This is a genomic window from Ruegeria sp. AB10 (genome assembly GCF_056542745.1).
Genome location: NZ_JBQGAI010000001.1, coordinates 179,973 through 204,977, shown reverse-complemented (window position 1 = coordinate 204,977; position 25,005 = coordinate 179,973). Strand labels below are relative to the sequence as shown.

At 59.1% G+C, this 25,005-nt stretch carries 24 protein-coding genes; 14 read left to right on the top strand and 10 right to left on the bottom strand.

Annotated features, from left to right (window positions below):
- Window positions 1-19: 19 nt before the first annotated feature.
- A complete protein-coding gene (gene tkt, locus ACR0NT_RS01055) occupies window positions 20-2,044 on the bottom strand; it encodes a transketolase (RefSeq protein WP_170671340.1) in 2,025 nt (674 codons plus the stop codon).
- Between the two features lie 234 nt (window positions 2,045-2,278).
- Here tkt and ACR0NT_RS01050 point away from each other — a divergent pair, with 234 nt between their 5' ends.
- From ACR0NT_RS01050 to ACR0NT_RS01040, 3 genes are read left to right on the top strand one after another with little or no spacing between them, the layout of a single operon-like run.
- Window positions 2,279-3,076 carry a coiled-coil domain-containing protein gene (locus ACR0NT_RS01050; protein WP_170442525.1) on the top strand — a complete coding sequence of 266 codons (798 nt, stop codon included), beginning with the start codon at window positions 2,279-2,281 and terminating at the stop codon, window positions 3,074-3,076.
- A complete protein-coding gene (locus ACR0NT_RS01045; RefSeq protein ID WP_170671342.1) occupies window positions 3,076-3,471 on the top strand; it encodes a cell division protein ZapA in 396 nt (131 codons plus the stop codon). The genes ACR0NT_RS01050 and ACR0NT_RS01045 overlap by 1 nt, the downstream gene beginning before the upstream one ends.
- Window positions 3,468-3,824: an MliC family protein gene (locus ACR0NT_RS01040; RefSeq protein WP_170671344.1), complete on the top strand. Its 357-nt coding sequence runs from the start codon at window positions 3,468-3,470 to the stop codon at window positions 3,822-3,824. The genes ACR0NT_RS01045 and ACR0NT_RS01040 overlap by 4 nt, the downstream gene beginning before the upstream one ends.
- Here the strand turns inward: ACR0NT_RS01040 and grxD are convergent, their stop codons facing one another.
- The 7 genes from grxD to ACR0NT_RS01005 form a co-directional block, all read right to left on the bottom strand.
- Entirely contained in the window at window positions 3,825-4,187 is a 363-nt protein-coding gene (gene grxD / locus ACR0NT_RS01035) for a Grx4 family monothiol glutaredoxin (protein WP_170442531.1), read from the bottom strand. It abuts the gene before it with no gap.
- Window positions 4,174-4,464 (bottom strand): hypothetical protein, encoded by a 291-nt coding sequence (locus ACR0NT_RS01030; RefSeq protein WP_170671346.1) that lies wholly within the window; start codon window positions 4,462-4,464, stop codon window positions 4,174-4,176. The genes grxD and ACR0NT_RS01030 overlap by 14 nt, the downstream gene beginning before the upstream one ends.
- Window positions 4,461-4,700 (bottom strand): hypothetical protein, encoded by a 240-nt coding sequence (locus ACR0NT_RS01025; RefSeq protein WP_170671348.1) that lies wholly within the window; start codon window positions 4,698-4,700, stop codon window positions 4,461-4,463. The genes ACR0NT_RS01030 and ACR0NT_RS01025 overlap by 4 nt, the downstream gene beginning before the upstream one ends.
- Window positions 4,697-4,933 carry a BolA/IbaG family iron-sulfur metabolism protein gene (locus ACR0NT_RS01020; protein ID WP_170671349.1) on the bottom strand — a complete coding sequence of 79 codons (237 nt, stop codon included), beginning with the start codon at window positions 4,931-4,933 and terminating at the stop codon, window positions 4,697-4,699. The genes ACR0NT_RS01025 and ACR0NT_RS01020 overlap by 4 nt, the downstream gene beginning before the upstream one ends.
- A gap of 134 nt (window positions 4,934-5,067) precedes the next feature.
- Window positions 5,068-7,227, bottom strand: a complete 2,160-nt coding sequence (purL, locus tag ACR0NT_RS01015) for a phosphoribosylformylglycinamidine synthase subunit PurL (protein WP_170671351.1) — start codon at window positions 7,225-7,227, stop codon at window positions 5,068-5,070.
- Window positions 7,228-7,397: 170 nt separating this feature from the next.
- A complete protein-coding gene (locus tag ACR0NT_RS01010; protein WP_480442532.1) occupies window positions 7,398-9,620 on the bottom strand; it encodes a mechanosensitive ion channel family protein in 2,223 nt (740 codons plus the stop codon).
- Window positions 9,621-9,961: 341 nt separating this feature from the next.
- The gene (locus ACR0NT_RS01005; protein WP_170671355.1) at window positions 9,962-10,870 is read right to left on the bottom strand and encodes a LysR family transcriptional regulator; all 909 of its coding nucleotides are present in this window, start codon (window positions 10,868-10,870) and stop codon (window positions 9,962-9,964) included.
- Between the two features lie 169 nt (window positions 10,871-11,039).
- Between ACR0NT_RS01005 and ACR0NT_RS01000 the strand changes: the two genes are divergently transcribed.
- The 10 genes from ACR0NT_RS01000 (at window position 11,040) to ACR0NT_RS00955 (ending at window position 22,483) form a co-directional block, all read left to right on the top strand.
- Complete coding sequence (locus ACR0NT_RS01000) at window positions 11,040-14,459, top strand: indolepyruvate ferredoxin oxidoreductase family protein (protein WP_170671357.1); 3,420 nt, start codon at window positions 11,040-11,042, stop codon at window positions 14,457-14,459.
- Window positions 14,460-14,539: 80 nt separating this feature from the next.
- Window positions 14,540-15,418: a lysophospholipid acyltransferase family protein gene (locus tag ACR0NT_RS00995; protein WP_170671359.1), complete on the top strand. Its 879-nt coding sequence runs from the start codon at window positions 14,540-14,542 to the stop codon at window positions 15,416-15,418.
- A gap of 8 nt (window positions 15,419-15,426) precedes the next feature.
- Entirely contained in the window at window positions 15,427-16,236 is an 810-nt protein-coding gene (locus ACR0NT_RS00990; RefSeq protein ID WP_170442548.1) for an aspartate/glutamate racemase family protein, read from the top strand.
- A 94-nt stretch (window positions 16,237-16,330) separates the two neighbouring features.
- Entirely contained in the window at window positions 16,331-17,359 is a 1,029-nt protein-coding gene (gene argC / locus ACR0NT_RS00985) for an N-acetyl-gamma-glutamyl-phosphate reductase (RefSeq protein ID WP_170442550.1), read from the top strand.
- Window positions 17,360-17,366: 7 nt separating this feature from the next.
- Entirely contained in the window at window positions 17,367-17,813 is a 447-nt protein-coding gene (gene ccmE, locus ACR0NT_RS00980; protein WP_170329995.1) for a cytochrome c maturation protein CcmE, read from the top strand.
- Between the two features lie 147 nt (window positions 17,814-17,960).
- Complete coding sequence (locus ACR0NT_RS00975; protein WP_170442552.1) at window positions 17,961-18,572, top strand: holin-associated N-acetylmuramidase; 612 nt, start codon at window positions 17,961-17,963, stop codon at window positions 18,570-18,572.
- A complete protein-coding gene (locus tag ACR0NT_RS00970; RefSeq protein ID WP_170671361.1) occupies window positions 18,563-19,141 on the top strand; it encodes a holin family protein in 579 nt (192 codons plus the stop codon). Before ACR0NT_RS00975 ends, ACR0NT_RS00970 begins: the two co-directional genes overlap by 10 nt.
- A gap of 75 nt (window positions 19,142-19,216) precedes the next feature.
- Window positions 19,217-21,181 (top strand): heme lyase CcmF/NrfE family subunit, encoded by a 1,965-nt coding sequence (locus ACR0NT_RS00965; protein WP_170671363.1) that lies wholly within the window; start codon window positions 19,217-19,219, stop codon window positions 21,179-21,181.
- Window positions 21,178-21,633, top strand: a complete 456-nt coding sequence (locus tag ACR0NT_RS00960; RefSeq protein ID WP_170442559.1) for a cytochrome c-type biogenesis protein — start codon at window positions 21,178-21,180, stop codon at window positions 21,631-21,633. The genes ACR0NT_RS00965 and ACR0NT_RS00960 overlap by 4 nt, the downstream gene beginning before the upstream one ends.
- Window positions 21,634-21,706: 73 nt before the next feature.
- Window positions 21,707-22,483 carry an enoyl-CoA hydratase-related protein gene (locus ACR0NT_RS00955; protein WP_170442560.1) on the top strand — a complete coding sequence of 259 codons (777 nt, stop codon included), beginning with the start codon at window positions 21,707-21,709 and terminating at the stop codon, window positions 22,481-22,483.
- 3 nt (window positions 22,484-22,486) lie between these two features.
- Here ACR0NT_RS00955 and bmt read toward each other — a convergent pair whose 3' ends face one another.
- Together bmt and ACR0NT_RS00945 are read right to left on the bottom strand one after the other, a co-directional pair.
- Entirely contained in the window at window positions 22,487-23,500 is a 1,014-nt protein-coding gene (bmt, locus tag ACR0NT_RS00950) for a betaine--homocysteine S-methyltransferase (RefSeq protein ID WP_170442562.1), read from the bottom strand.
- 123 nt (window positions 23,501-23,623) lie between these two features.
- Window positions 23,624-23,944, bottom strand: a complete 321-nt coding sequence (locus ACR0NT_RS00945) for a DUF1476 domain-containing protein (RefSeq protein ID WP_170671365.1) — start codon at window positions 23,942-23,944, stop codon at window positions 23,624-23,626.
- 187 nt (window positions 23,945-24,131) lie between these two features.
- On the opposite strand from ACR0NT_RS00945, the gene purC reads away from it, so the two are divergent.
- Entirely contained in the window at window positions 24,132-24,887 is a 756-nt protein-coding gene (gene purC / locus ACR0NT_RS00940) for a phosphoribosylaminoimidazolesuccinocarboxamide synthase (protein WP_170324827.1), read from the top strand.
- The last annotated feature ends 118 nt before the right edge of the window (window positions 24,888-25,005 follow it).

Here is a 25,005-nt window from a genome sequence, read left to right as displayed (position 1 = left end):
TCGATTAGCTGGGTCTGTTTTACAGCCCCAGCAGTTCCTTGACCTTGGCAACCGTTGCCTCGGCGGTGATGCCGAAATGCTTGTAAAGCTCACCAGCCGGAGCAGACGCGCCAAAGCCCGACATGCCGATGAAACCGGCCTTGGCTTCGCGGCCACGCTCGCCCAGCAGCCAGCGGTCCCAGCCACCGGCGCGGACTGCGGCCTCGATACCGACGCGGACGGCACCTGCGGGCAGAACGCGCTTGCGGTAGGCTTCGTCCTGCTCGGCGAAGAGTTCCATACAGGGCATGGAAACGACGCGGGTGCCGATGCCTTCGGCTTCGAGCATCGCCTTAGCTTCCATCGCCAGCGAGACTTCGGATCCGGTGGCGATCAGGATGGCCTGACGCTTGCCTTCGGCTTCGGCCAGAACATAGGCGCCCTGGGCAACAAGGTTCTTGGCCTTGTGCTGGGTGCGAACGGTCGGCACGCCCTGACGGGTCAGCGACAGGACCGAGGGGCTGTCCTTGAAGGTCAGCGCCAGCTCCCAGGCTTCGGCGGTCTCAACCGTGTCGGCGGGGCGGAACACATAGGTGTTCGGCGTCGCACGCGAGATGGCCAGATGTTCGACCGGTTGGTGGGTCGGGCCGTCTTCGCCCAAACCGATCGAGTCGTGGGTCATCACGAAGACTGATGGCACCTTCATCAGCGCCGCCAGGCGCATCGACGGGCGGGCATAGTCGGTGAAGGCCATGAACGTGCCGCCATAGGGGCGGATGCCACCATGCAAAGCCATGCCGTTCATCGCGGCGGCCATGCCGTGTTCACGGATACCGTAGTGGATGTAACGGCCCTTGCGGTTTTCCGGCAGGAACACGCCCATATCGGCCGATTTGGTGTTGTTCGAACCGGTCAGGTCAGCCGAGCCGCCAACGGTCTCGGTCATGATCGGGTTGACGACGTTCAGAACCTTTTCCGACGAGGCGCGGGTGGCCAGTTTTGGCTGGTCTTCCGCGGCCTGTTTCTTAAAGGCGCGGATCGCACCGGCCAATTTCTTGGGTGCTTCAAACGCATAGGCGCGATTGAACTCGGCCTGCTTGCGCTCGGACAGTTGCGCGAAACGCTCTTGCCATGCGGCGTGCTCGGCGGCGCCACGGGCGCCGATGGCTTCCCATGCGGATTTCACATTGGCGGGGATTTCGAACGCGTTGTGCGGCCAGCCGTAACCTTCCTTGGCCGCTTTCAGCTGGTCCTGATCGGTCAGCGCGCCATGCCCTTTCGAGGTGTCCTGTGCGGCGTGACCAAGCGCGATATGGCTTTCACACGCGATCATGGTCGGCTTGTTCGACTTTTTGGCGTCGATGATGGCGGCGTCGATGGCCTTGGGGTCATGACCGTCGATTTCAATCACATGCCAGCCCGAGGCCGCGAAACGGCGCACCTGATCGGTGCGGTCGGCAATGTCGACCGTGCCGTCGATGGTGATGTTGTTGTTGTCCCAGAAAACGATCAGCTTGCTCAGCTCATGACGGCCCGCGAGCGTAATCGCTTCTTGACTGACGCCTTCCATCAGGCAGCCGTCTCCCGCAATCACATAGGTATAGTGATCTACGACCTTCTTGCCGTAATGTGCGCGCTGGATTTCCTCGGCCATGGCAAAGCCAACCGCGTTCGAGATGCCCTGACCCAGCGGGCCGGTTGTGGTCTCGATCCCGTCGACCAGGAAATTCTCGGGGTGGCCGGCGGTTTTCGCGCCCAGCTGGCGGAAGTTCTTGATCTCATCCAGCGTGACGTCGGCATGACCCGTGAGATAGAGCAGCGAATAGATCAGCATCGAGCCGTGACCCGCCGACAGGATGAACCGGTCGCGATCAGGCCAATTCGGGGCCGCAGCGTCGAATTTCAGGTGCTTTTCGAACAGCACAGTCGCAACATCGGCCATGCCCATCGGCATACCGGAATGGCCGGAATTGGCGGCGGCGACGGCGTCAAGGGTCAGAGTGCGGATTGCCGCAGCTTTGTCCCAGTGTTCGGGGTTTGCATTGCGCAGCGCAGTCAGGTCCACGGGCGTTGTTCCTTTGGATTACAGGCAGATGGGCGCTCAATACCATCCGCCCTCCAAAGTGCAAGCAGAACCGGGCGTTCTGACCAAGGTGTGGTTCAAGAAAGCGGCCCAAGTTGTTGAAAGCAAACAGTGGGTATTTTCCGTCCCGTTAGGTTAGACTAGGGCAAGACGCGGTGAATGTTGATTCGGATACAGCCGCGACACAAGGAACCTTGATAAAGAGGTGGCAGGGGCATGAGCCAGATCGAAGAATTACAGCGCCGTATCATTGCCGCAATGGATCGGATCGGAACCGGCGTTGACGCGCTGCGGGATACCGCACCGGCCGGCGGCGGTGCCGATGACGCCATGCGCGTGGCACTGGATGATGAACGCGTTGCAAATGCGCAGTTGGAAGAGCGTCTGAAAACACTGAAGGATCGCCACGAACAGGAAGTCGACGCCATGCGCGCCGACATGGAAAGCCTGCGGACGGCACCGGTGGAAGATCCTGAAAACGGCGCGCTGCGGGAACAGTTGGCCGCGGCGACGGCAAAGCTGGCCTCGGTCGAGGCCGCGCGCGCCGAACTGGCAGCGGCCAAGGCGGCGCTGGAAAACCAGGATGAGCTTGAGGCGCTCAAGGCTGAAAACGCAAAACTGGCAGCTGCTGTCAGCGCGGCACAACAGGTCGAGGCTGAAAATGCTCGCCTTCGGTCGGAACTGGCCGACAGCGAGCGCATGGCCGAGTTGAGCGCCGAGTTGGATATGTTGCGCGCGGAACGCGCCAGCCATGGGGCGGCGATGTCGCGGCTGGACGACGATCTGCAGCGGATGCGCAAAGCGAACGAGCAACTGCGCCAGTCAGTGGATGAATTGCGGGCTGCGGCCGAAGATGGCTTGCCCGATGCCGATCTGCTCAACCGTGCGACGGTGGCCGAGCTTGAAGCCACGCGTGCCGCGCAGGCGACAGACGCGGCCGAGGCGCACGCGGTACTGGCCCGACTTGAACCGCTGCTGTCGCAGGCGAAACTGGCGGAAGGAGAGGTTGAATAATGCCCGAAGTGACCATTCAAATCGGTGGGCGCGGCTTTGAGGTCTCGTGCCAGGAAGGCGAAGAGGCATTTCTGCATTCCGCCGCCAAGATGCTGGACGATGAGGCGCAGGTTCTGTCCGATCAGATCGGTCGGATGCCTGAATCGCGGATGTTGTTGATGGCTGGCCTGATGCTGGCGGACAAGACAGCCGGGACGGAAGAAAAGATACATGCGCTTGAGGCGAAGCTGGCCGCAGTCGAGGCAGAGATGCAAGCGCTCAGAAACATGCCGCAGCCGGAACCCGAGCGGATCGAGGTTGCCGTGGTACCGCCTTCGGTGACGGACACGCTGGCGGAACTGGCCGCGCGGGCCGAGGCTCTGGCCTCGGTGGTCGAAGAAAGGTCGGGGGGATGAATTCGGCCCGAAGAACCCTCGCCTGCGTCGCAGTTCTGGCGCTGCCGGGCGGTTTGGCCTGGGCTGAGATCGACATTCTGCCGGTCACATTCACCTGCGAGGGTGGGGTCCCTCTGCAAGTCGCCTATTTCAACGCGCCCGACGGATCCAGTGCGGCCGCGATGATGGTGGACGATCAACTAGTCACGTTGCGGCAAGTCGTAAGCGGGTCGGGTATTCGCTATGAATCCGAGGGCGGAGCAGGAACCTATGTCCTGCGCTCCAAGGGCTGGGATGCCAATGTGGGCTTTCTGGCGGCAGGCTCAGATGCCGCCAGTGAGCAAGTTCTTCTACAAAACTGCAGTAGCCGCTGATCAGGCGTTCGCTTCGCGGATTTTGTCCGCGGCTTCTTTGTTGTAGCCAACGCCGTTGTCGTCAAACAGCGTATCCAACTCACCCGACAGGGTCATCTCGGTGATGATGTCGCAACCGCCGACAAATTCGCCTTTGACGTAAAGCTGCGGCACGGTCGGCCAATCAGAATAGTCCTTGATGCCCTGACGCACGTCTTCATCGGCCAGAACGTTCACGTCGGTGTAATCCACACCCATGTAATTCAGCACACCGGCCACACGGGAAGAAAACCCACATTGCGGCATTTCCTTGGTGCCTTTCATGTAAAGCACCACGTCGTTGGCTTTGACGGTTTCGTCGATCTGAGTTTTAACGTCGCTCATCTTGCTTGTCCTCTTCACCCGCATCCGGGGCGGTCGTTTCATTCTGTGACGGGTCAGAGGACCATCCTTCTTCCTCTAACCGCCGGTGTTCGGCTTGCGCCAGGGCCAGCGGATCCAGCCCGTATCTTTCGATGCCGCCAACCTTGCTAATTTTGTCCGGGTCCGGACGCATGTCAGCGAGGTTACGTTTTCTGTTCCGCTTCACATAGGCCTCGATCAGAGCGGCGGCAACTATCAATGTTGCGATTGTGCCTATCCAGAACACCCAGCCACTCATTCTTTTGGAGCCATGGCTTTGGCGTATTCATGGGGGTCTCTAGGTATTAGCCCAGCTTGTCCTTGATCCCCATTCAGACCGTTAAAGCTTGAAGCAACCAGTGTAGCGTTCTGGCTGGGTGTTGTTCCGCGTTTGGTTAAATAGCGCATTTTGCCAAACGTCGATTTGATGATGAATACGATACCGATGAACGTAATCAACCCGGAAATCGTATACACCCAAGCCGTGAACGTCATTCAGGCGCTTTCGTCGTCAACGCCAGCGCGTGCAGCTCTCCGTCCGGGCCGTCCATCTTGCCCTTCAGCGCAGCATAAACGGCGCGTTGCTGTTGCACCCGGTTTTTCCCGCGAAAGCTTTCGTCCACGACCATGGCGGACATATGCATGCCGTCATGCCCGCCGACCTGAATCTCCGCATTGGGAAAGGCTTCGCGCAGCAGGTGTTCGATTTCGTGGGCGCTCATCGGCATGTAGGTAACTCCTGAAGGTCTTTCCCAAGATGTAGAGCGCCAGGCCGGGGCGCGCAAGGGTGTGAAAGGGGGCTGAAAACGACAAAACCTGCGCCCATGGGGACGCAGGTTTTGCGATCAAAACTGATCAATGATCAGGCCACGGCTTCGGCAAAGCTGCTGCGGAAGGTGGCGGTCAGGTCCTCAAGCGCGGCCTCGGAGTTGCCGATGCGCACGCTGTCGCCGGTGAAACGGCCAACGGAAACCAGCGGAACACCGGTCTGACCGGCCGCGATCATCAGCGCCTCGGCTTGATCGAAGTTGCAGGCCACCAGATAGCGGGCCTGGTCTTCGCCGAACAGGAACTCGGTCGAAGCCTCATCAAGGTGGACGCCCACGCCTGCGGCCTCGGCCAGTTCGAAGGCCGCCAGCGCCAGACCTCCATCGCCTAGGTCGGTGCAGGCCTTGATCATCTCGCGGTTGGCGCGGATGAAGTCACCGTTGCGCTTTTCTGCATCCAGATCGACATGCGGCGCGTCGCCGTCTTCGCGGTTGAAGACCTCGGCCAGCAGGGCGGATTGACCCAGATGGCCGTTGGTTTCGCCGATGACAAGGGCAACGTGGCCTTCGCGGACTTCGTTGCCGATGATCTCATCGGTGTGGGACAGTAGGCCGACCGCGCCAATGGTGGGCGTCGGCAGGATCGCCTGACCATCGGTCTCGTTATACAGCGACACGTTGCCCGAAACGATTGGCATATCCAGCGCGGCGACGGCCTCACCAATACCCTGAATGGCACCAACGAACTGGCCCATGATTTCGGGCTTTTCAGGGTTGCCGAAGTTCAGGTTGTCGGTGGTGGCCAGCGGTTTGGCACCCACAGCGGTCAGGTTGCGGTAGGCTTCGGCCACCGCCTGCTTGCCGCCCTCGACCGGGTTGGCGCGCACATAGCGCGGGGTCACGTCACTGGTGAAAGCCAGCGCCTTGTCAGTGCCGTACACGCGGACCATGCCAGCCCCCAGGCCCGGCGTGCGGGCGGTGTCGGCCATGACCATGGTGTCATACTGTTCGTAGACCCACTGTTTGCCCGCGTAGTTGGGCGAGGCGAGCAGGGCGCGCAGACCGTCGATCGGGTCGATCTGAGGCACCTCGGCCAGTTCTTCGGCCTCGGGCGTCGCCACCCACGGGCGGTCATATTCCGGTGCGGTCGATGACAGTTTCGACAGCACCAGATCGGCTTTGACTTCACCATTGTGGACGATCAGGAAGCGGTCCTCGGCAATGGTTTCGCCGACGATGGCAAAGTCCAGATCCCATTTCTCGAACACGGCGCGGGCTTCGGCTTCAAGCTCGGGCTTGAGGACCATCAACATGCGTTCCTGAGACTCAGACAGCATCATCTCGTAGGCTGTCATGTCCTCTTCGCGCTGGGGAACGTTCTCAAGGTCCAGACGCACGCCCAGACCACCCTTGTCGCCCATCTCAACGGCGGAGCAGGTCAGGCCCGCGGCGCCCATGTCCTGGATCGAGATCACGGCGCCGGTCTGCATCAGCTCCAGCGTCGCCTCCATCAGGCGTTTTTCGGTGAAGGGATCGCCAACCTGAACAGTGGGGCGTTTTTCCTCAATGGTGTCATCAAACTCGGCCGAGGCCATGGTTGCACCACCCACGCCGTCGCGGCCGGTTTTGGCGCCCAGATAGACCACGGGCATCCCAACGCCCGAAGCTGCCGAGTAGAAAATCTTGTCGCTGTCGGCCAGACCGGCCGCAAATGCATTCACCAGACAGTTGCCATTATAGGCCGGGTGGAACCGGACCTCGCCACCCACGCAGGGAACGCCGAAGCAGTTGCCATAGCCGCCGATACCTTCGACTACGCCGTTGACCAGCCGACGGGTCTTGTGGTGGCCAGGCTCACCGAAAGACAAGGCATTCATCGAGGCAATAGGACGTGCGCCCATGGTGAAGACGTCGCGCAGAATGCCACCCACGCCGGTTGCCGCACCCTGATAGGGTTCGATGTAGGACGGGTGGTTGTGGCTTTCCATTTTGAACACCACGGCCTGACCGTCGCCAATGTCGACCACGCCCGCGTTCTCACCCGGTCCGCAGATCACCTGAGGCCCCGAGGTGGGCAGGGTACGCAGCCACTTCTTGGATGACTTGTAAGAACAGTGTTCATTCCACATCGCCGAAAAGATGCCCAGTTCGGTGAAGGTCGGCTCACGCCCGATGATCTCAAGGATCATGTCGTATTCGTCGGGCTTGAGCCCGTGTGCGGCGATCAGATCGGGTGTGATTGCGGGCTCTTGCATCTTCTGTCCTGTGTCCAAGTGGGCCGAGATTGCGCGCCTTTTAAGGCAAGGGCGCGCCCGTGGAAAGGGTTAAGACCCGCAAGGCATAGTTTGACGCGGCCTATGGATAAAAAAATGGCCGCCCGGCTGGTTCGGCAGGGCGGCCATTATGGTTTCGGAAGGTCCGGGATTTATTCCGGAGCGCCGTGCGCAGAACCAGATTTCTGGGCCTGTTGCTCGGCTTGCTGGTTGGCGGCCTCTCCGGCGGCTGCGCCGATGGCGGCCTTTTGTTCCTCGGACAGGTGATCTGCGTCATCCAGACCTGGGATCGCAACGCGTACCTCGCGGCGGGCAAAGTCGATGCCGTTTTCTTTGAACGCGGCTTTGACACGGTTGAAGATTTCTTTGCGCAGCGTGAACTGCTTGCCCGGTTTGGCCATGAATTTACCGCGGATGATCATACCCACATCGTCAAAGTCGAACACACCCTGAGATTTAAATGGCTGCAGGAACCCATCCTTATGCGTCTCGTCCTCTATCATCTCGGCGCCGATCTTCTTGAAGATCTTCTTCACCTTGTTGGGGTCGGTGTCGAAGGGCACGGTGAATTTCAGCTTCATGATGACCCAGTCGCGGCTGTAATTGGTCAGCTTCTGAATTTCGCCGTAGGGAATGGTGTGAACCGGGCCGCGGTGGTGGCGCAGCTGCATCGACCGGATCGAGATTTTCTCGACCGTGCCGGTGGTGCCGCCCACATCTACGTATTCACCCACCCTGAACGCATCGTCGATCAGGAAGAAAACCCCGCCGACGATGTCAGCCACCAGTTTTTGAGCACCAAAGCCGATGGCCAGGCCCAGAACGCCGGCACCGGCCAGCAGCGGCGTGATGTTGATCCCCAGCGCCCCGAGGGCGAGCAGGACAAAGATCACCGCAATGGCAGCCTGCGCGGTCACACGCAGCAGGGGCAGAACCGTCGCCAGTCGCGACCCGCCCGAGCCACCGCCTTCGCCGGCTTCTTCATCCGGGCTTTGTTCTGCAGCGGTTTGCTCTTTCGCCAAGCGGCGGTTGATCCAGAGCGAGACGACCTCGTTCAGGATGTAACCGACGGCGATGATGATGAAGAACTGGATCAGCTTGCTGCCGGATTCGGCGCCACCACCTGCGATTTCCCGAAGGTCGAGATCCCAGGCCCTTGCAATCATCAGAATGACCAGGATACCGGCCAAAACCCGACCGATGCGAATATAGCTGCGCTTGGTGGATTTATAGGCTTTCTCCGCCACCGGGCCTTCGCCCATCATCGGCGGCTGAAGATGGCGCACCAGACCGCGGATCAACGTATCCAGCGCCGGTGCGATCAGCAGCCAGAACATCGTCGTGAAATGCGCCCCCTGAACCAGCAACGCCAGGGATGAGGGGTTACGTTGTGCCACCAGAAACTCAACCAGCAGCCATATCGCGGCAGAAACACCAATGGCGAAGTATGGATAATAATGCGCCACTTCCTCGTCGAACTTGGTGTGATCGGGGTCGGTGCCCAGCATCATCTGCGACAGGCCTTCGCGGGCTTTCCAAGCGATAACGCCGATATAGATGTGGATTGCCGCGTTCAGCCAGAACCCGATACGCGTTTCGCCACCGGTAACCCCGTTCAGTTCATTGAAATGGATGATGAACAGTGTAAACCCGATCAACAGCAACAGGCCGATCAGATTTCGGTGCAGGTATTTCGCCCAGTGATCGTCTATGTTCACAAGGCGGAAATGAGGCTTGTTCGGCGCCAGGACAAACCGCGAGGCGGCAGCGCCCAGTCGCGGAATCCAGATCAGATAGAACACGAATGGCGCGGCATAGGTCACTTGTTCCGGCGTCAGAAGACCGCGTCCGAGGGCGCGGATGACAACATAGAAAACCACCAAGCCCGCGATTTCGTGACAGAAACGGCGGAACAGATAGCTGACAGCCCCCCACAGATCATTCTCATCGGCGGCCTCGGTCTGGCTGTGCCATTTTCTTGTCAGGAAACCGAACAGCTTTTCGGCGATGTAACCAACGACTAGTACGCTCAGCACCAGCCCCATAAGGACAAACACGCCGTTGGTCCCGAACGTGCCGACGAAATTGTCGACTGCATGTACCTGCGCGCTGAAAAGGTTAGGCACGGTGACGGCGACATGCGTCCACGACGCCACCATTTCCGCCCAGATTTCGTTTATTTCCGTGATCGGATCTTCGCGGTCCGCGGCTTCGGCTGCCTTTTGCTCGGCGACCGCATCCAGACGTTCGAGAAGAATGGCGCGAACCTGATCGTCCGACATCCGCGCGACCAGATCGTCCACCTGGTCGGGTGTCAGGTCTTCGGGAATGCTGACAGGGGCTGTGGAACCTGTGGTGCCGCTGCTTTGGGCCAAAACGGGCCCAGTCAGGCAAATGACGGAGATTATCGCCAACAATAGGCGAAAGGGGTGAAACATAGAATCTGTCCTCGAACGCAAGTCTTCATGATTTTTTTGCGATCATAGGTCTAAGTGCCCGAATTTCACAGATGTTTTACCAATCGAACCTGCTTGCGTTGCCCGAAAGCAAAAAAAAGGCCGAGCACTAAGCTCGGCCGTAGTCCAACAGGGAGGTATGAAGATGATGAGCGTTTCAGCATCATCGCCTTCGAGTGCTCATTTAGGGATCAGTTTATGAACGATCAAGATTTTTCAGACTGATTGCTGATCATGTCCGCTATGCTAAATGCGCATAGCTAGAGTTTTCCCATCTGCTTCAATTGTTTGCGTTGCGCGATGATCTCATCCTGAACAAAGTCGCGGAAGGCGGCGACGCGCTTGGAGTGGCGCAATTCCTCGGGGTAGGCGAGGTAGACGGGAACGTCTGCGGTTTCGATATCCGACAGAACCGGCACAAGATGCGGGAAATCCTGCGTGACGTAGTCCGGCAGCACACCGATTCCCAGATTGTGCAACACGCCCTGCAGAACGCCGAAATAGTTGTTCACCGTCAGCAGTGAGCCGGGATTGTAGGTCATCAGGTGCCGCACCATCGACGCGCTTGCGCCAACCTGCGGGGCCGATGGTGTCTGGCAGATCAGCCGGTGGTCTGTAATCTCGTCCAGGGTTTTCAGCATCCCACCATGGGTTTCGATGTATTCCTGAGTGGCATAGAGCGTCATCTGCACGGTCATCAGCCGCTTGCGGACCAAGTCGGCTTGGCTGGGCTCTTTCATGCGGATGGCCACGTCGGCCTCGCGCATGGGCAGGTCCAGGACACGTTCTTCCAGCATCAGGTCGATGTTGAGGTCGGGGTACTGCTCGTACAGTTTCGGCAGGCGCGGGGCCAGCCAGAGCGTGCCGAAGCCGAAGGTGGTGGTGACGCGCAACACACCAAAGACTTCTTCTTCGCTGTCACGGATGCGCGCGGCGGCGGCGTCCAGGCGTTTGGACATGGCCGAGGTCGCATCAAACAGCAACTCTCCTTGTTCGGTCAGAATCAGCCCGCGAGCGTGGCGGTGAAACAGAGTCGAATCAAGCGACTCCTCCAGCGCCCTTATCTGTCGGCTGACGGCCGATTGCGACAGGTTCAGCTTGTCACCTGCATGAGTCAGGCTGCCCGCATCCGCCACCGCGTGAAATATCCTAAGCTTGTCCCAATCCATCGCCGCAACTTTCGTTATCTTTCGGAACGCCTATATGAAATAGGTAACAACTTCCACAATCAAAGGCTGAAATCCTTAGGATTCAGAGTATAAACCCTATGCAGGTCAGAAATTATGACCTAAAATGGGTGGAAAAGTAGCACACTGATCTGACGAGGGGAGGCGTCTGATGAGTCAGCCACAAATATCACTGAATGACCGCTTCGATCTGAAAAAGAACCCGATCCTTTTGAATGGCACGCAAGCGCTTGTGCGCCTGATGTTGATCCAAAAGGCGCGGGACATGCAGGCGGGGCTGAATACCGCCGGTCTGGTAACCGGATATCGCGGATCGCCGCTTGGTGCCGTGGACCAGCAGATGACGCGGGCCCAAAAGCAACTGTCCGAAAGCGACGTCACTTTTCAATACGGCTTGAACGAAGATTTGGCCGCCACAGCGCTGTGGGGCAGCCAGCAAGCTGGGCTGCGCGGGGACGGGCGGTTCGATGGTGTATTCGGTCTGTGGTACGGCAAGGGACCCGGAGTAGACCGGTCCGGCGACGTGATGCGCCACGCCAACATGGCGGGCACGGCCAAACATGGCGGGGTGCTGATGGCGATGGGCGACGACCACACCGGCGAAAGCTCGACCGTTCTGCACCAATCCGAATGGTCGCTGGTCGACATGTATATGCCGATCGTCAGCCCGGCCGGGGTGCAGGAAATTCTGGATTATGGTGTTTACGGGTTTGCGCTCAGCCGGTTTTCGGGGCTTTGGGTCGGCCTGAAGACGATGAAGGATACGATCGAGGTGACTTCGGTTGTGGATGGCAGCATCGACCGGATGAACCTGATGTTGCCTAAGTTCGACATGCCCGAGGGTGGGCTGAACATCCGCTTGGGCGACACGCCGCACTTGCAGGAAGGGCGGATTATCGATTTCAAGCGGTTTGCCGCTGAAACGTTTTCGCACGCCAACAAGATGGACCGCAGGGTTTGGGGTAAGCCCGGAGCGAAGATCGGCTTTGTCGCCGCAGGGAAGAACTGGCTGGACCTGACCCATGCGATGTCTCTGTTGAATCTCGACGAGGATGAAGCCGAACGTTTGGGCATCACCACCTACAAGATCGGACAGACCTTTCCTTTGGATATGGCCGGGTTCCACGACTGGGCTGAAGGGTTGGACCTAATTGTTATCGTTGAAGAAAAACGAAAACTGATCGAGGTTCAGGTCAAAGAGGCCATCTTTGACGACCGCCGGGGCCGCCGCGTATATGGCTGGTACAAGGGCGGGGCCGGGACTCTGCACCGCGAGGAACTGTTCCCGACACGGGGCGCGCTGGATCCGATCATGATCGCCGAGAAACTGGGTGAGATTCTGATTGAAGAGGGCCGTGAGACAGACGGTATCCGCGCCGGTCTGAACAGCTTGTCCGAAGCCCGCCGCGCCGATAATGCCGAGGAAATTGCGACGCGCCTGCCATATTTCTGTTCAGGCTGTCCGCATAACAGCTCGACCCGACTGCCCGACGGTAGTCGCGCCTATGCCGGCATCGGCTGTCACTACATGGTGCAGTGGATGGACCGTGACACCACAGGCTTTACCCAAATGGGGGGTGAGGGCGTAAACTGGATTGGTGAGGCTCCATTCTCGACCACCAAACACGTTTTCCAGAACCTTGGTGACGGGACCTACAACCACTCGGGCGTGCAAGCGATCCGGGCGGCTTTGGCGGCGGGTACGAATATCACCTTCAAGATCCTTTACAACGATGCTGTCGCAATGACTGGCGGGCAGGAAAACGAAGGTGACCTGACAGCCGAACGGATCGTGGCTGAGGTCAAGGCTATGGGCGTTCAGCATGTCGCAGTGGTCTATGATGAAAAAGAAGACTTTAACTTCAAGGCCTTGCCTGCCGGAGTTGAAACATTTGAACGCGCCGAATTGATGCAGGTTCAGGAACGGTTCCGCGAGATCGAGGGCGTCTCGGTTATCGTCTACGTCCAGACCTGTGCAGCCGAGAAACGACGTCGGCGCAAAAAGGGTGCGTTCCCGGATCCGGACAAGCGGGTCTTTATCAACACCGATATCTGCGAAGGCTGCGGCGATTGCGGCGTGCAATCGAACTGCGTCTCGATTGTTCCGAAAGAGACCGAACTGGGTCGGAAACGGGCCATCGACCAATCCAGCTGCAACAAGGATTTCTCTTGCCTCAACGGATTTTGCCCATCGTTCGTAACATTGGAAGGCGCGCAAATTCGGAAAGAAGCCACCACCGAAATTGACTTGCCGGATCTGCCGGACCCGGTGCTGCCTGAAATCAAAGGCACGCATAACGTGGTAATCACCGGAGTTGGGGGCACGGGTGTTGTGACCTTGGGCGCAATTCTGGCTCAGGCAGCGCAGATCGACGGCAAAGGTGCGGGAATGATGGAGATGGCAGGCCTCGCCCAAAAGGGCGGAGCCGTGCACATCAACTGCCGTCTGGCCAACCGTCCCGAGGATATCAGCGCCATTCGCGTGGCCACGGGCGAGGCGCACGCGTTGATCGGTGGCGATCTGGTTGTTTCCGCCGGGGCCAAGACCTTGGGACTGACACGGGCGGGTCAAACCGGGGCTGTCGTGAACTCTCATGAAACCGTCACCGGTGATTTCACCCGCGATACCGAGTTCCGAATTCCCGGCGACCGGCTCAAACTGTCGCTACAGGCGCGGTTGAAAGAGGATGTTTCACTGTTCGATGCCACCGAACTGGCGCGTGCGGTGATGGGGGATTCGATCTATTCCAACATGATGATCTTCGGCGCGGCGTGGCAGCGTGGTCTGTTGCCGGTCAGCCACGAGGCCATCTTGTCCGCCATCGAACTGAATGGCACGGCGGTCGAGCGTAACAAACGCGCCTTCGATATCGGTCGCTGGGCCGTCCTGCACCCGCAGGATGTTACCGGGATTCTCGAGCCTAACACGGCGGAATTGCCGAAAACTCTGGACCAGATGATTGATTTCCGCGTGCAGCACCTGACCGCCTATCAAAGTGGTCGTCTGGCCAATCGGTATCTCAAGCTGGTCAATGGGTTTGAGGATGAGGGTATCCGAAAAGCGGTGGCAAAAGGGTATCATAAGCTGTTGTCTTATAAGGATGAATACGAGGTTGCCCGATTGATGCTGGACAGCCGCGAAAAAGCGGCTGCCGAGTTCGATGGGGATTTCAAAATGACCTTCTATCTGGCCCCGCCCATTCTGGGTGGCACCGGGTCGGATGGTCGAGCGAAGAAACGGGCCTACGGGGAATGGTTGCTGAAGCCGATGAAGCTTTTGACCAAGCTGAAAGCCCTGCGCGGGACGCCGCTGGACATTTTCGGCTATAATGCCGAACGCCAGATGGAGCGACAGCTAATCAAGCAATATGAGCGTGATATCAAAGAGATAACACCACTTGTCACGCCGCAGACGCGGGATGCGGTTATTGCCCTTGCGCAATTGCCGTTGGACATTCGCGGGTTCGGGCCAGTGTTGCGCGCCAACGAGGCCAAAGCCGCCAAACGGCGCGAGGAACTGCTGGCCGTGATCCGTGGCGGAGGGCCCGAACTGCGCGAGGCTGCCGAGTAAATCGTCACCGGTTTGTCACGAAGCCTAGGCAAAGTTGTTGCTTAAACCTATCTTGCAGGCAGCAAACCTCGGAGACTCGAATGCCCTCGCGCCGGCACGTCGCTCGTGACATTTCCTATGCCCATTCCGCCGAAACCAGAGGCGGGAAGATGGTGATCAAGCTGATGGAAAACACCACGGGTCGCTTGCGTCTGATCAAGCGTGCGGACGGGTATGAGCAAGAGGTCGCCAAGGGACGCGATTTCTGGTCGGTGATGGTGGATCGCTATGGTCTGTCGCTGGATGTAGTTGGCGGGGCGCTGTCGAACATTCCAAAGGGCGGCCCGCTCATCCTGATCGCCAACCATCCGTATGGGATCTTGGATGGGCTCATGATGGGTCACATGCTTTCTCAGACCCGCGGGGATTTCCGTATTCTGGCCAACCGCGTGTTCCGCAAGGCCGAGGATATTGACCGCATCATCCTGCCGATTTCGTTTGACGAGACCAAAGAGGCGATGAAGCTGAACCTTGAAACCCGGAAAACGGCGCTGAGTTATCTGGGTGAGGGCGGCGCCATCGGGATTTTCCCGGGCGGCACGGTCAGCACCGGGGTCAAACCGTTCTCACATCCGATGGATCCGGGCTGGCGCGGTTTCACGGCGCGGATGGTGGCCAAGTCGAACGCCACAGTCATTCCGGTTTTCTTTGACGGACACACCTCGCGCCTGTTCCAGATTGCTAGCCATCTGCACAATACCTTGCGCATGGGTCTGCTGATCAAAGAGTTCAAAAAGCGCGTCGATACTCCGGTCAAAGTTGTGATCGGAGAGCCCATAGGGCGCGACGTTCTGAATCCATTGGCAAAGGACACGCGCAAGATGATGGATTTCTTGCGCAAAGCCACGTATGAGCTTTCCCCAACGCCGCTGAAGTCGTACGACTATGGCTATGAGTTTGAGGAACGGCATCGCGCCTAAAGGGGCAAATGGCAGTAGGCATCTTTGATTCTGGATTGGGCGGTTTGACCGTTCTGGACGCCGCGCAGAAACGTCTGCCGGACGTGGATTTCCTGTATTTTGCGGACAGCGCCCATGCGCCTTATGGCGTGCGCGATGCCGAGAATATCTATGACCTGACGCGCCGCGCTGTTTACGATCTGTGGAACCGCGGTTGTGATCTGGTGATTCTGGCCTGCAACACTGCCAGCGCCGCCGCGTTGCGCCGGATGCAGGAAGAGGGCGTGCCTGAAGGCAAACGCGTTCTCGGCGTCTTTGTGCCGCTGATCGAAGCGCTGACTGAACGGCAATGGGGTGACAACAGCCCTCCGCGTGAGGTGGCTGTGAAACATGTGGCGCTGTTTGCTACACCAGCGACGGTCTCCAGCCGCGCTTTCCAGCGTGAACTCGCATTTCGCGCGATTGGTGTGGATGTCGAAGCACAGGCTTGTGGCGGTGTGGTCGATGCCATCGAAGACGGCGACATGATCCTGGCCGAGGCCCTGGTGCGCAGCCATGTGGATGCGTTGAAACGTAAAATGCCAGAGCCGCAGGCCGCGATTCTGGGCTGCACCCACTATCCGCTGATGGCCGAGGCCTTTCAGGCCGCCTTGGGCTCGGATGTGCAGGTGTTCAGCCAGGGTGCTCTGGTGGCTGAAAGCCTTGCGGATTACCTGCAGCGGCACCCGAAGATGCAGGGTGAGGGCAAGGGCGGATTTCTGACCACTGGCAAGCCCGGCACTGTCAGCGACCGGGCCACGCAGTTCCTCCGACGACAAATCACGTTCGAGGCCGCGTGACTTAGGTCAAGGACGGCTCAGCGCAATCTCCTTTATTCGAAGGCCGTCGCATCGGCGGTCGTGATATGTGACACCATGAAACAAGAGGTCTGACATGACCCATAAAATCGCAATTCTGGGTGCCTCCGGCTATACCGGCGCTGAACTGGTGCGGTTGATCGCCGAGCACCCGAACATGGAAATCACGGCTTTGGCTGCCGAGCGCAAGGCCGGGATGTCGATGGCGCAGGTTTTCCCGCATTTGCGCCACATGGACCTGCCGGACCTGTGCAAAATCTCAGAGATTGATTTTTCGCAAATCGACCTGTGCTTCTGCGCTTTGCCCCATAAAACCAGCCAAGAGGTCATTCGCGACCTGCCGAAAGACCTCAAGATCATCGACCTGTCTGCGGATTTCCGTCTGCGGGACGCGGAAGAGTATGAAAAGTGGTATGGTAACCCGCACGTGGCTTTGGAGCAGCAGGAAGAGGCGGTTTACGGCCTGACCGAGTTCTATCGTAATGACATCCGCAACGCGCGGCTGGTGGCCGGCACGGGCTGTAACGCGGCGACGGGTCAGTATGTGCTGCGGCCACTGATCATGGCGGGCGTGATTGATCTGGATGATATCGTTCTGGACCTGAAATGCGCCGTGTCGGGGGCAGGGCGGTCGCTGAAAGAAAACCTGCTTCATGCAGAACTCAGCGAGGGCTACAATGCCTATGCTGTGGGTGGCACGCACCGACATCTGGGTGAGTTCGATCAGGAATTCTCGGCCTTGGCCGGTCGCACCGTACATGTGCAGTTCACGCCACATCTGATCCCGGCCAACCGGGGTATTCTGGCGACCACTTATGTAAAGGGTGATCCGGCCAGCGTGTATGAGGCTCTGGCTAAAGCCTATGAAAATGAACCGTTTATCCGGATACTGCCGTTTGGCGAGACGCCCTCGACCCACCATGTGCGGGGCTCGAACTTTTGCCATATCGGTGTGGTTGGTGACCGGATCGAACGTCGCGCCATCGTGATCGGCGCATTGGATAATCTGACAAAAGGTAGCAGTGGCCAAGCCTTGCAGAATGCCAACCTGATGTTAGGTGAGGATGAAACCGCGGGCCTGATGATGGCCCCGTTGTTCCCGTGAGGACGAAATGAAAACGCTCAAGAAACGCCGTCGAGTCCAAGTCATTCTGCTGGCCGTCGTGGCCCTTGTTGTGGCCACGGGGTTGATTGGATATGCGTTGCAGGATGGCATCAACTTCTTCCGGTCGCCCAGCCAGGTGATCGCAGAACCTCCGAAACCAACCGAAGTGTTCCGCATCGGTGGTCTGGTTGAGGAGGGCTCGATCATACGCGGTCAGGGCGAGACGGTGCATTTTGTTGTGACCGATGGGGGCGAGAGCGTGCCGGTGGCGTTTACTGGCGTGCTGCCTGATCTGTTTGCCGAAAATCAGGGCATGGTGGGCACAGGCTCCTATGTGAACGGTGTGTTCGAAGCTACTGAAATTCTTGCCAAACACGACGAAACCTATATGCCGAAAGAGGTTGTGGACGCGCTGAAAGAGCAAGGCGTTTATCAGGAGGCTGACGAAAGCTGAACGCAGCTGCGCTGCGTGCCTCCGGCGGGAGTATTTCGGAAAAGGTGAAATAGGGCGTTGCGCGCAACAGGCGGGCAGCGCCCTGTTTCATTGTTGGAATTTAACCGGGTTGGGAAACCGTGTGTCGCACCAAATGCGGAGGGTGCAATGCAGACGGTACGACAGATTGCAACTGAGATCGTGGCGCGTGAAGGCGGGTTTGTAGACGATCCGGACGATCCCGGCGGGGCGACCAAATTCGGTGTAACCATTCACACCATGCGGCGCCTCGGGCTTGACCTGTCGGACGATGGGGTGATCAACGGCGCCGATGTGCGGTTGCTCAGTAAATCGCAGGCCGTCGATATTTTTGTGAAGCATTACTTTGAGTTGCCCCGGTTAAGCCTGCTGCCGAAGGTTCTGCACCCATCGGTTTTTGACATGTACGTCAACGCGGGCGGTCATGCGGTCAAGATCCTTCAACGGCTGCTGCGGGAAATGGGATTCGGGGTCGCGGTGGACGGTGTCGTTGGGCCGAAAACTGCGCGGGCCTGTCAGAACGCGGCAGACCCTGATCCGGTTACCTTGCGCGATGCCTATGGGGTTGCGCGGCGCAATTTTTATTTCCGCTTGGCCGACCACCGGCCGGCCTCTCGCAAATACGCTCGGAATCGGGCGGGTGGTAAAGGCGGATGGATTAAGCGGGCCGAGGAGTTCGTTTCGCCAGCTTATCACCTGAGCGATGCAGATTTTCAAAGGAGGGTTGCGGGATGGGATTGATCTCGAATGTCTTGACGTTTCTGTTTGGAGGCGGGCGGAATGTTGTTCGCGAAACTGCTGAAATGTTTCGCGAAAATGCCGAAAAGGGGGCCGAGCGCGGCCAGGTGTTGCAGCAACAGGCGATGGTTCAGTTTGGTCAGGAATTTCAGGCGTTGCAAAAAGGGGCGTTTGATCGGTTCATGGACGGGCTCAACCGGTTGCCGCGCCCGGCGATGGCGCTGGGGACGTTGGGTTTGTTCGTTGCTGCCATGGTTGATCCGTTGTGGTTCGCGGCGCGGATGCAGGGGATCGCCTTGGTGCCCGAGCCGTTGTGGTGGCTGCTTGGAGTGATTGTGTCGTTCTATTTCGGTGCCCGTCATCAGGCCAAGGTTCAGGATATGCAGCGAGAGATCACGGCCACGATGAAGCGCACCCCACAGGTGCTGGACAATCTCCGGGCGTTGAAAGCCCTGCGCAGTGATGGAATTGGGGCTGCCGATCCGGGGACCGATGTTGCTCTGGCCGAAAACGCGAGCCATACCGGTGATAACCCTGCGCTGGAGGACTGGCGGCGCAAACGCGCGGCCTGACCCGCGACACTATGCTCGCCCCAAAGGGGCGAAAGTGATTGGTGCTTGCCGGGCAACAGGATTATATCCGGGGCCATGATTACAGAACTTGGCCATTTTGCCCTGATCCTCGCCTTTCTGGTTGCTATCGTGCAGTCAGTTGTCCCGCTGATAGGTGCCGCCAAACGGTGGCCCGGATGGATGTCCTTTGCTGAACCTGCAGCCATTTTGCAGTTTCTGCTGGTAGGATTCTCGTTCATGGCGCTGGTCTGGGCGTTTGTGGCCTCGGATTTTTCATTGCGGGTGGTGGTTGAAAACAGCCATTCTGCCAAGCCGATGCTATACAAGATCAGCGGCACATGGGGGAACCACGAAGGCTCGATGCTGTTGTGGGTGCTGATCGTGTCGTTGTTCGGCGCCATGGCCGCTTTTTTCGGAGGCGGCCTGCCGCCCACACTGAAAGCGCGGGTTTTGGCGGTTCAGTCCGCGATTGCTGTGGCGTTCTTTGCCTTCATCCTGTTTACCTCGAACCCGTTTGACCGGCTAATAGTGGCGCCATTTGACGGGCGCGATCTGAACCCGCTGTTGCAGGACCCCGGTTTGGCCTTCCACCCGCCGTTCCTGTATCTGGGCTATGTGGGCTTGAGCATGGCGTTCAGCTTTGCCGTCGCCGCCCTGATCGAAGGTCGCGTGGATGCTGCATGGGGCCGCTGGGTGCGTCCCTGGACGTTGGCGGCGTGGGTGTTCCTGACCATCGGCATCGCGCTTGGGTCCTGGTGGGCCTATTACGAGCTTGGTTGGGGTGGGTTCTGGTTCTGGGACCCGGTTGAAAATGCCTCGTTCATGCCGTGGTTGCTGGCTGCCGCGCTGCTGCACTCGGCCATCGTGGTGGAAAAGCGCGAGGCGTTGAAAAGCTGGACCATTCTGCTGGCAATCATTGCCTTTGGTTTCTCGCTGATCGGTACGTTCATCGTGCGGTCGGGGCTGCTGACTTCCGTTCATGCGTTTGCCAATGACCCCGAGCGCGGTGTGTTCATCCTGTTCATTCTGGTGATCTTCATCGGTGGCTCGCTGACCTTGTTTGCTGCGCGTGCGCAGGCGATGGAGGCCAAGGGCGTCTTTGGCATGGTCAGCCGTGAAAGCGCGCTGGTTCTGAACAACATTCTGCTGGCCGTCAGCTGTTTCGTCGTGTTCGTCGGGACGATGTGGCCGATGGTGGCCGAGATGGCCTTTGACCGTAAACTTTCGGTCGGTGCGCCGTTCTTCAATGCAGCATTCACGCCGTTCATGGTTGCTTTGGGCATTGCATTGCCTGTGGGTGCGATGCTGCCGTGGAAGCGCGGCAAGCTTGGCAAAACCGCCTATTCCCTGCGCTACGCCTTCCTGCTGGCGTTGGCTCTGGCCTTGCTGGTCTGGGCGATGCAGACAGGGCGCAGCGCACTGGGGCCGGTTGGGCTGTTCCTAGGCGCATGGATCACCTTCGGCGCCGCCGTCGATTTGTGGAGCCGCACGGGCCGCAAAGGCAGCCTCAAACGCCTGTTCCGTCTGCCGGGCGCAGACTGGGGTAAGGCTGTGGCGCATACGGGGCTGGGCGTGACCATGTTTGCCATCGCCGGCCTGACGGCGTGGGAGGTCGAAGACATCCGCGTCGCACAACCCGGTCAGCCGTTTGAGGTTGGGCAGTTCACCCTGACCCTGACAGATGTGCAGCGCGTGCAGGGGCCGAACTATTTCTCGACCATGGCAGATGTTCGGGTTGAAAAGAACGGGCGGCCTATGGGCACGCTTCATCCTGAAAAACGCGACTATCCGGTTGCACGGATGCCCACCACCGAGGCGGCGATCGACTATCGGTTCCTTGGTGACCTTTATGTGGTGATAGGTGACCAGCAGGCCGATGGCGGCTGGGTCATGCGGACCTATATCAAACCGCTGGCGAACTGGATCTGGGGTGGGTGTATCCTGATGGCTCTGGGCGGGTTGCTCAGCCTGTCGGACCGCCGGTTCCGGGTTGCAGCCGGTGCGCGCAAGGCCCCAACGGGCGGAGTACCTGCGGAATGAAACGTCTGATCCTGATCCTGACGCTGATTGCGTCACCCCTGTTCGCCGTGCAGCCCGACGAGGTGCTGGACGATCCGGTTCTGGAACAACGGGCCCGGGACCTCAGCACCGGACTGCGCTGTCTGGTCTGCCGAAACGAGAGCATCGATGAAAGCAACGCTGAACTGGCGCGCGACCTTCGCCTGCTGCTGCGGGAACGACTGGTGGCCGGTGACACGGACCAGGAGGCGATTGCCTTCATCGTGGATCGTTACGGCGAGTACGTATTGCTGAAACCGACCACGTCGGGCTCGAACCTGATGCTGTGGCTGGCAGGTCCGATCATGTTGCTGATCGCCGCCGCGATGGGATGGAATTTTTTGCGCAAGCGATCTCAGGTTCAGATCAGCGGTGAAAAGGACAAGCTGACCGACGCTGAAAAAGAGCGTTTGCGACAAATTCTTGAAGACTGACCCAGGGTTCCGCTTTTCCTTCCCCTGCATTTCGGTCAGGGTTTCGAAAAGACGGAATTTTGGGGAGGGGTTCATGGAATACGAAACGATCCTGTTGGACATCACGGATGATTTGGCGGTTGTGACCCTGAACCGTCCCGACAAGATGAATGCGATGACGGCGCAGATGCGGGCCGAGGTCACGCATGCGATGAAACACGCCGCCCGGCACGCGCGGGCGGTTGTTCTGACCGGATCTGGCGGCGCGTTTTGCTCGGGTCAGGATCTTGGGGATGCGTCCAGCACCGGTAAGATTGATCTGGAACGGACGCTGCGCGATGAATACGAGCCGATGCTCGAGACGATCTATGATTGCCCGGTTCCCACCATTGCAGCCGTCAACGGCCCGGCCGCTGGGGCAGGGGCGAACCTTGCGCTGAGCGCCGATGTGGTGATCGCAACCGAAAGCGCCTATTTCCTGCAGGCCTTTGCACGGATTGGACTGTTGCCGGACGCGGGCGGTACGTGGTTCATGCCGCGCCAGATGGGGTTCGCCAAAGCCATGGGGGCCGCCTTGTTCGCCGACAAGATCAGCGCGCGGCAGGCGGATGACTGGGGCCTGATCTGGGAGGCCGTGCCAGACGACGCGTTCGACGCCCATTGGCGCAAGCGCGCAGCTTATCTGGCCAACGGCCCCACAGCCGGATTCGGAGCGATCAAAAAGGCGATCCGCGGAACTTATGAGAAAACGCTGCCGCAGCAATTGGCGATTGAGGCGCATCTGCAGGGCGATTGCGGTCGCAGCCGCGATTTTGCCGAAGGCGTCGTGGCCTTCATGGAAAAACGCCCCCCGAAATTCGAGGGGCGGTGAAGCTTAGGCGCGGCGGCGGCGGCGTGTGCGCCGCTCGGGCGCGGCATCGTCGCCAGTTCCATCCGATGCCGAAGAGAACGGCCCAAGAGCATCGGTGATCTGATCCAGCGTCGGACGCGAGCCGCGCGGTCTGGTATCCAGTGCTTCGCGCATTTTGCGCAAATGGTCGGGCATGGTGCCGCAGCAACCGCCAATGATCGTGGCTCCGGCATCGCGCGCCATGGCCGCATAGTCTCCCATCAGATCCGGCGTGCCGTCATAGTGGATGTGGCCGTCCACATATTTCGGGATACCTGCATTGCCTTTCGAGATCACGGGACGCTCGGTTCCTTGTGCGACAAAGCCCAGCACAGTGCGCAGAATGTCCGAGGCGCCGGTGCCGCAATTGGCGCCGAAGGCAATCGGCGGGTTCGGCAGGGTTTCAACCAGCTGTGCCAGATCGGCCGAAGTGACGCCCATCATGGTGCGCCCGGCAGTGTCAAAGCTCATGGTGCCGCACCAGGGCATGTCGGCCAGGGCAAAGGCCTCGGCTGCGGCGCGAAACTCTTCCGGGGCGCTGATGGTTTCCAACCACAGAACGTCGGCACCACCGGCCTTGAGCGCGTCTGCCTGTTCGTGGAACATCTCGACCGCTGCGGCGTGGGACAGGCTGCCGACGGGTTCCATGATCTCACCTGTAGGGCCGACCGAGCCAGCCACCACGACCGGACGTCCGGCCTTGTCGGCGACCTCGCGGCCCAGCTCTGCGCCGATACGGTTCAGCTCGGCCACACGGTTCTGCGCGTCGTGCAGTTTCAGGCGCGCCGAAGTGCCACCGAAAGTGTTGGTCAGGAACAGATCGCTGCCCGCATCGACCGAGCCCTGATACAGCGCGCGGATCTTGTCCGGTGCGTCCACGTTCCACAACTCGGGCGCATCACCGGACTGAAGGCCCATGTTGAACAGGTTGGTGCCCGTCGCGCCATCCGCCAGAATGGCATCGGTGGTTTCAAGAAGCTTGCTCAGTGCATTTGTCATTGGGGTGTTCCGAAAAAAGGCACAACAGGCCTGATAAGTATCGAGACGCCCCGTGTCTCATGACCGGGGCGTCAAATCAAACTCATAAATCTCATGAAGATCATGAGCCTTGCATTTCAGGTTTTAGATTTCGGACTCTGCCATAACCTGCTCTTTGGCTTCGATCAGCAATTCCGACATCTTCTCGCGGATTTTTGCCTCATCAGCCAGATCGCCCAGATACCCCTTCACAGCCTCCACGACATCATCTTCGCTGACGTTCTGCAAATCGGTGCGAACCAGTTCCTGACCGTAAGCCCGAGCTTTTTCAACGGTCTCACCTTTCAGGGTCGAGGCCCAAACGGCCATAAACCGGTTTCTGCGCATACGGGCAATAAATTGCATCTTTTCGTCATGCGCGAACATGTTTTCAAACGCGACTTCACGCTCGTCAAATGTGGTCATTGGTTGGGGACCTCTTGGATTACAACTTCTTTCCTGATGATATGACTATACGTGCGCCCGTTCGCAAGGGATTTGCGCTGCGTCAAAGCCTCTCGGGTCAGTAAACTTGCGGGAAAGGGGGGCTTGCACTATGAGAACGCCAACGTGAGGGGACTCATTCCCTCTGTGCAGAGTGGAAAGGTCGCTTATGGCGCGTCGCAAGAAAATCTATGAAGGTAAAGCCAAGATTCTGTACGAAGGACCCGAGCCGGGTACAATCGTGCAGTATTTCAAGGACGACGCCACCGCGTTCAACGCCGAAAAAAAGGACGTGATCGACGGCAAGGGCGTGCTGAACAACCGCCTGAGCGAGTTCTTCATGAATGGTCTGGCCCAGATCGGCGTGCCGACCCATTTTATCCGCCGCCTGAACATGCGCGAACAGCTGGTGCGCAGCTGCGAGATCGTGCCGCTGGAAGTGATCGTGCGCAACTATGCCGCCGGGTCGATGTCGAAACGTCTGGGCATTGCCGAGGGCACGCAACTGCCGCGCCCGATCGTGGAATACTGCTACAAGGACGATGCACTGGGTGATCCTCTGGTCACCGAGGAACACATTGCTGCCTTTGGCTGGGCCAGCCAGCAGGACATGGAAGATATCCTCAGCCTTGCACTGCGTGTGAATGATTTCATGAGCGGTGTGATGCTGGCCGTGGGCATCCGTCTGGTCGACTTCAAGATCGAGATCGGGCGCGTCTATGACGGCGACTATCAGCGTCTGATCATCGCGGATGAGATCAGCCCCGACAGCTGCCGCCTGTGGGATATCGAGACCGGCCAGAAGCTGGACAAGGACGTGTTCCGCCGCGACCTGGGCAGCCTGACCGACGCCTATTCCGAGGTTGCGCGCCGTCTGGGCGTTTTGCCGAAAAGCAACGTGACCAAGCCGACGTTGATCAACTAAGTGTTTCGGTGCAGTGAATATTGAAAGCGCTGTCTGCAAAGGCGGCGCTTTTTTCTTTTTCCTCTGGTGGTTTGACAGCGCGCCCGGTCCTTCGCATTGTCGGGGCAGGTGCAACCAG

Coding starts and splice junctions, on each gene's coding strand:
- ACR0NT_RS01050 (WP_170442525.1), top strand. CDS start 2,279: ATGAGCCAGATCGAAGAATTACAGCGCCGTATCATTGCCGCAATGGAT.
- ACR0NT_RS01045 (WP_170671342.1), top strand. CDS start 3,076: ATGCCCGAAGTGACCATTCAAATCGGTGGGCGCGGCTTTGAGGTCTCG.
- ACR0NT_RS01040 (WP_170671344.1), top strand. CDS start 3,468: ATGAATTCGGCCCGAAGAACCCTCGCCTGCGTCGCAGTTCTGGCGCTG.
- grxD (WP_170442531.1), bottom strand. CDS start 4,187: ATGAGCGACGTTAAAACTCAGATCGACGAAACCGTCAAAGCCAACGAC.
- ACR0NT_RS01030 (WP_170671346.1), bottom strand. CDS start 4,464: ATGAGTGGCTGGGTGTTCTGGATAGGCACAATCGCAACATTGATAGTT.
- ACR0NT_RS01025 (WP_170671348.1), bottom strand. CDS start 4,700: ATGACGTTCACGGCTTGGGTGTATACGATTTCCGGGTTGATTACGTTC.
- ACR0NT_RS01020 (WP_170671349.1), bottom strand. CDS start 4,933: ATGCCGATGAGCGCCCACGAAATCGAACACCTGCTGCGCGAAGCCTTT.
- purL (WP_170671351.1), bottom strand. CDS start 7,227: ATGCAAGAGCCCGCAATCACACCCGATCTGATCGCCGCACACGGGCTC.
- ACR0NT_RS01005 (WP_170671355.1), bottom strand. CDS start 10,870: ATGGATTGGGACAAGCTTAGGATATTTCACGCGGTGGCGGATGCGGGC.
- ACR0NT_RS01000 (WP_170671357.1), top strand. CDS start 11,040: ATGAGTCAGCCACAAATATCACTGAATGACCGCTTCGATCTGAAAAAG.
- ACR0NT_RS00995 (WP_170671359.1), top strand. CDS start 14,540: ATGCCCTCGCGCCGGCACGTCGCTCGTGACATTTCCTATGCCCATTCC.
- ACR0NT_RS00990 (WP_170442548.1), top strand. CDS start 15,427: ATGGCAGTAGGCATCTTTGATTCTGGATTGGGCGGTTTGACCGTTCTG.
- argC (WP_170442550.1), top strand. CDS start 16,331: ATGACCCATAAAATCGCAATTCTGGGTGCCTCCGGCTATACCGGCGCT.
- ccmE (WP_170329995.1), top strand. CDS start 17,367: ATGAAAACGCTCAAGAAACGCCGTCGAGTCCAAGTCATTCTGCTGGCC.
- ACR0NT_RS00975 (WP_170442552.1), top strand. CDS start 17,961: ATGCAGACGGTACGACAGATTGCAACTGAGATCGTGGCGCGTGAAGGC.
- ACR0NT_RS00970 (WP_170671361.1), top strand. CDS start 18,563: ATGGGATTGATCTCGAATGTCTTGACGTTTCTGTTTGGAGGCGGGCGG.
- ACR0NT_RS00965 (WP_170671363.1), top strand. CDS start 19,217: ATGATTACAGAACTTGGCCATTTTGCCCTGATCCTCGCCTTTCTGGTT.
- ACR0NT_RS00960 (WP_170442559.1), top strand. CDS start 21,178: ATGAAACGTCTGATCCTGATCCTGACGCTGATTGCGTCACCCCTGTTC.
- ACR0NT_RS00955 (WP_170442560.1), top strand. CDS start 21,707: ATGGAATACGAAACGATCCTGTTGGACATCACGGATGATTTGGCGGTT.
- bmt (WP_170442562.1), bottom strand. CDS start 23,500: ATGACAAATGCACTGAGCAAGCTTCTTGAAACCACCGATGCCATTCTG.
- ACR0NT_RS00945 (WP_170671365.1), bottom strand. CDS start 23,944: ATGACCACATTTGACGAGCGTGAAGTCGCGTTTGAAAACATGTTCGCG.
- purC (WP_170324827.1), top strand. CDS start 24,132: ATGGCGCGTCGCAAGAAAATCTATGAAGGTAAAGCCAAGATTCTGTAC.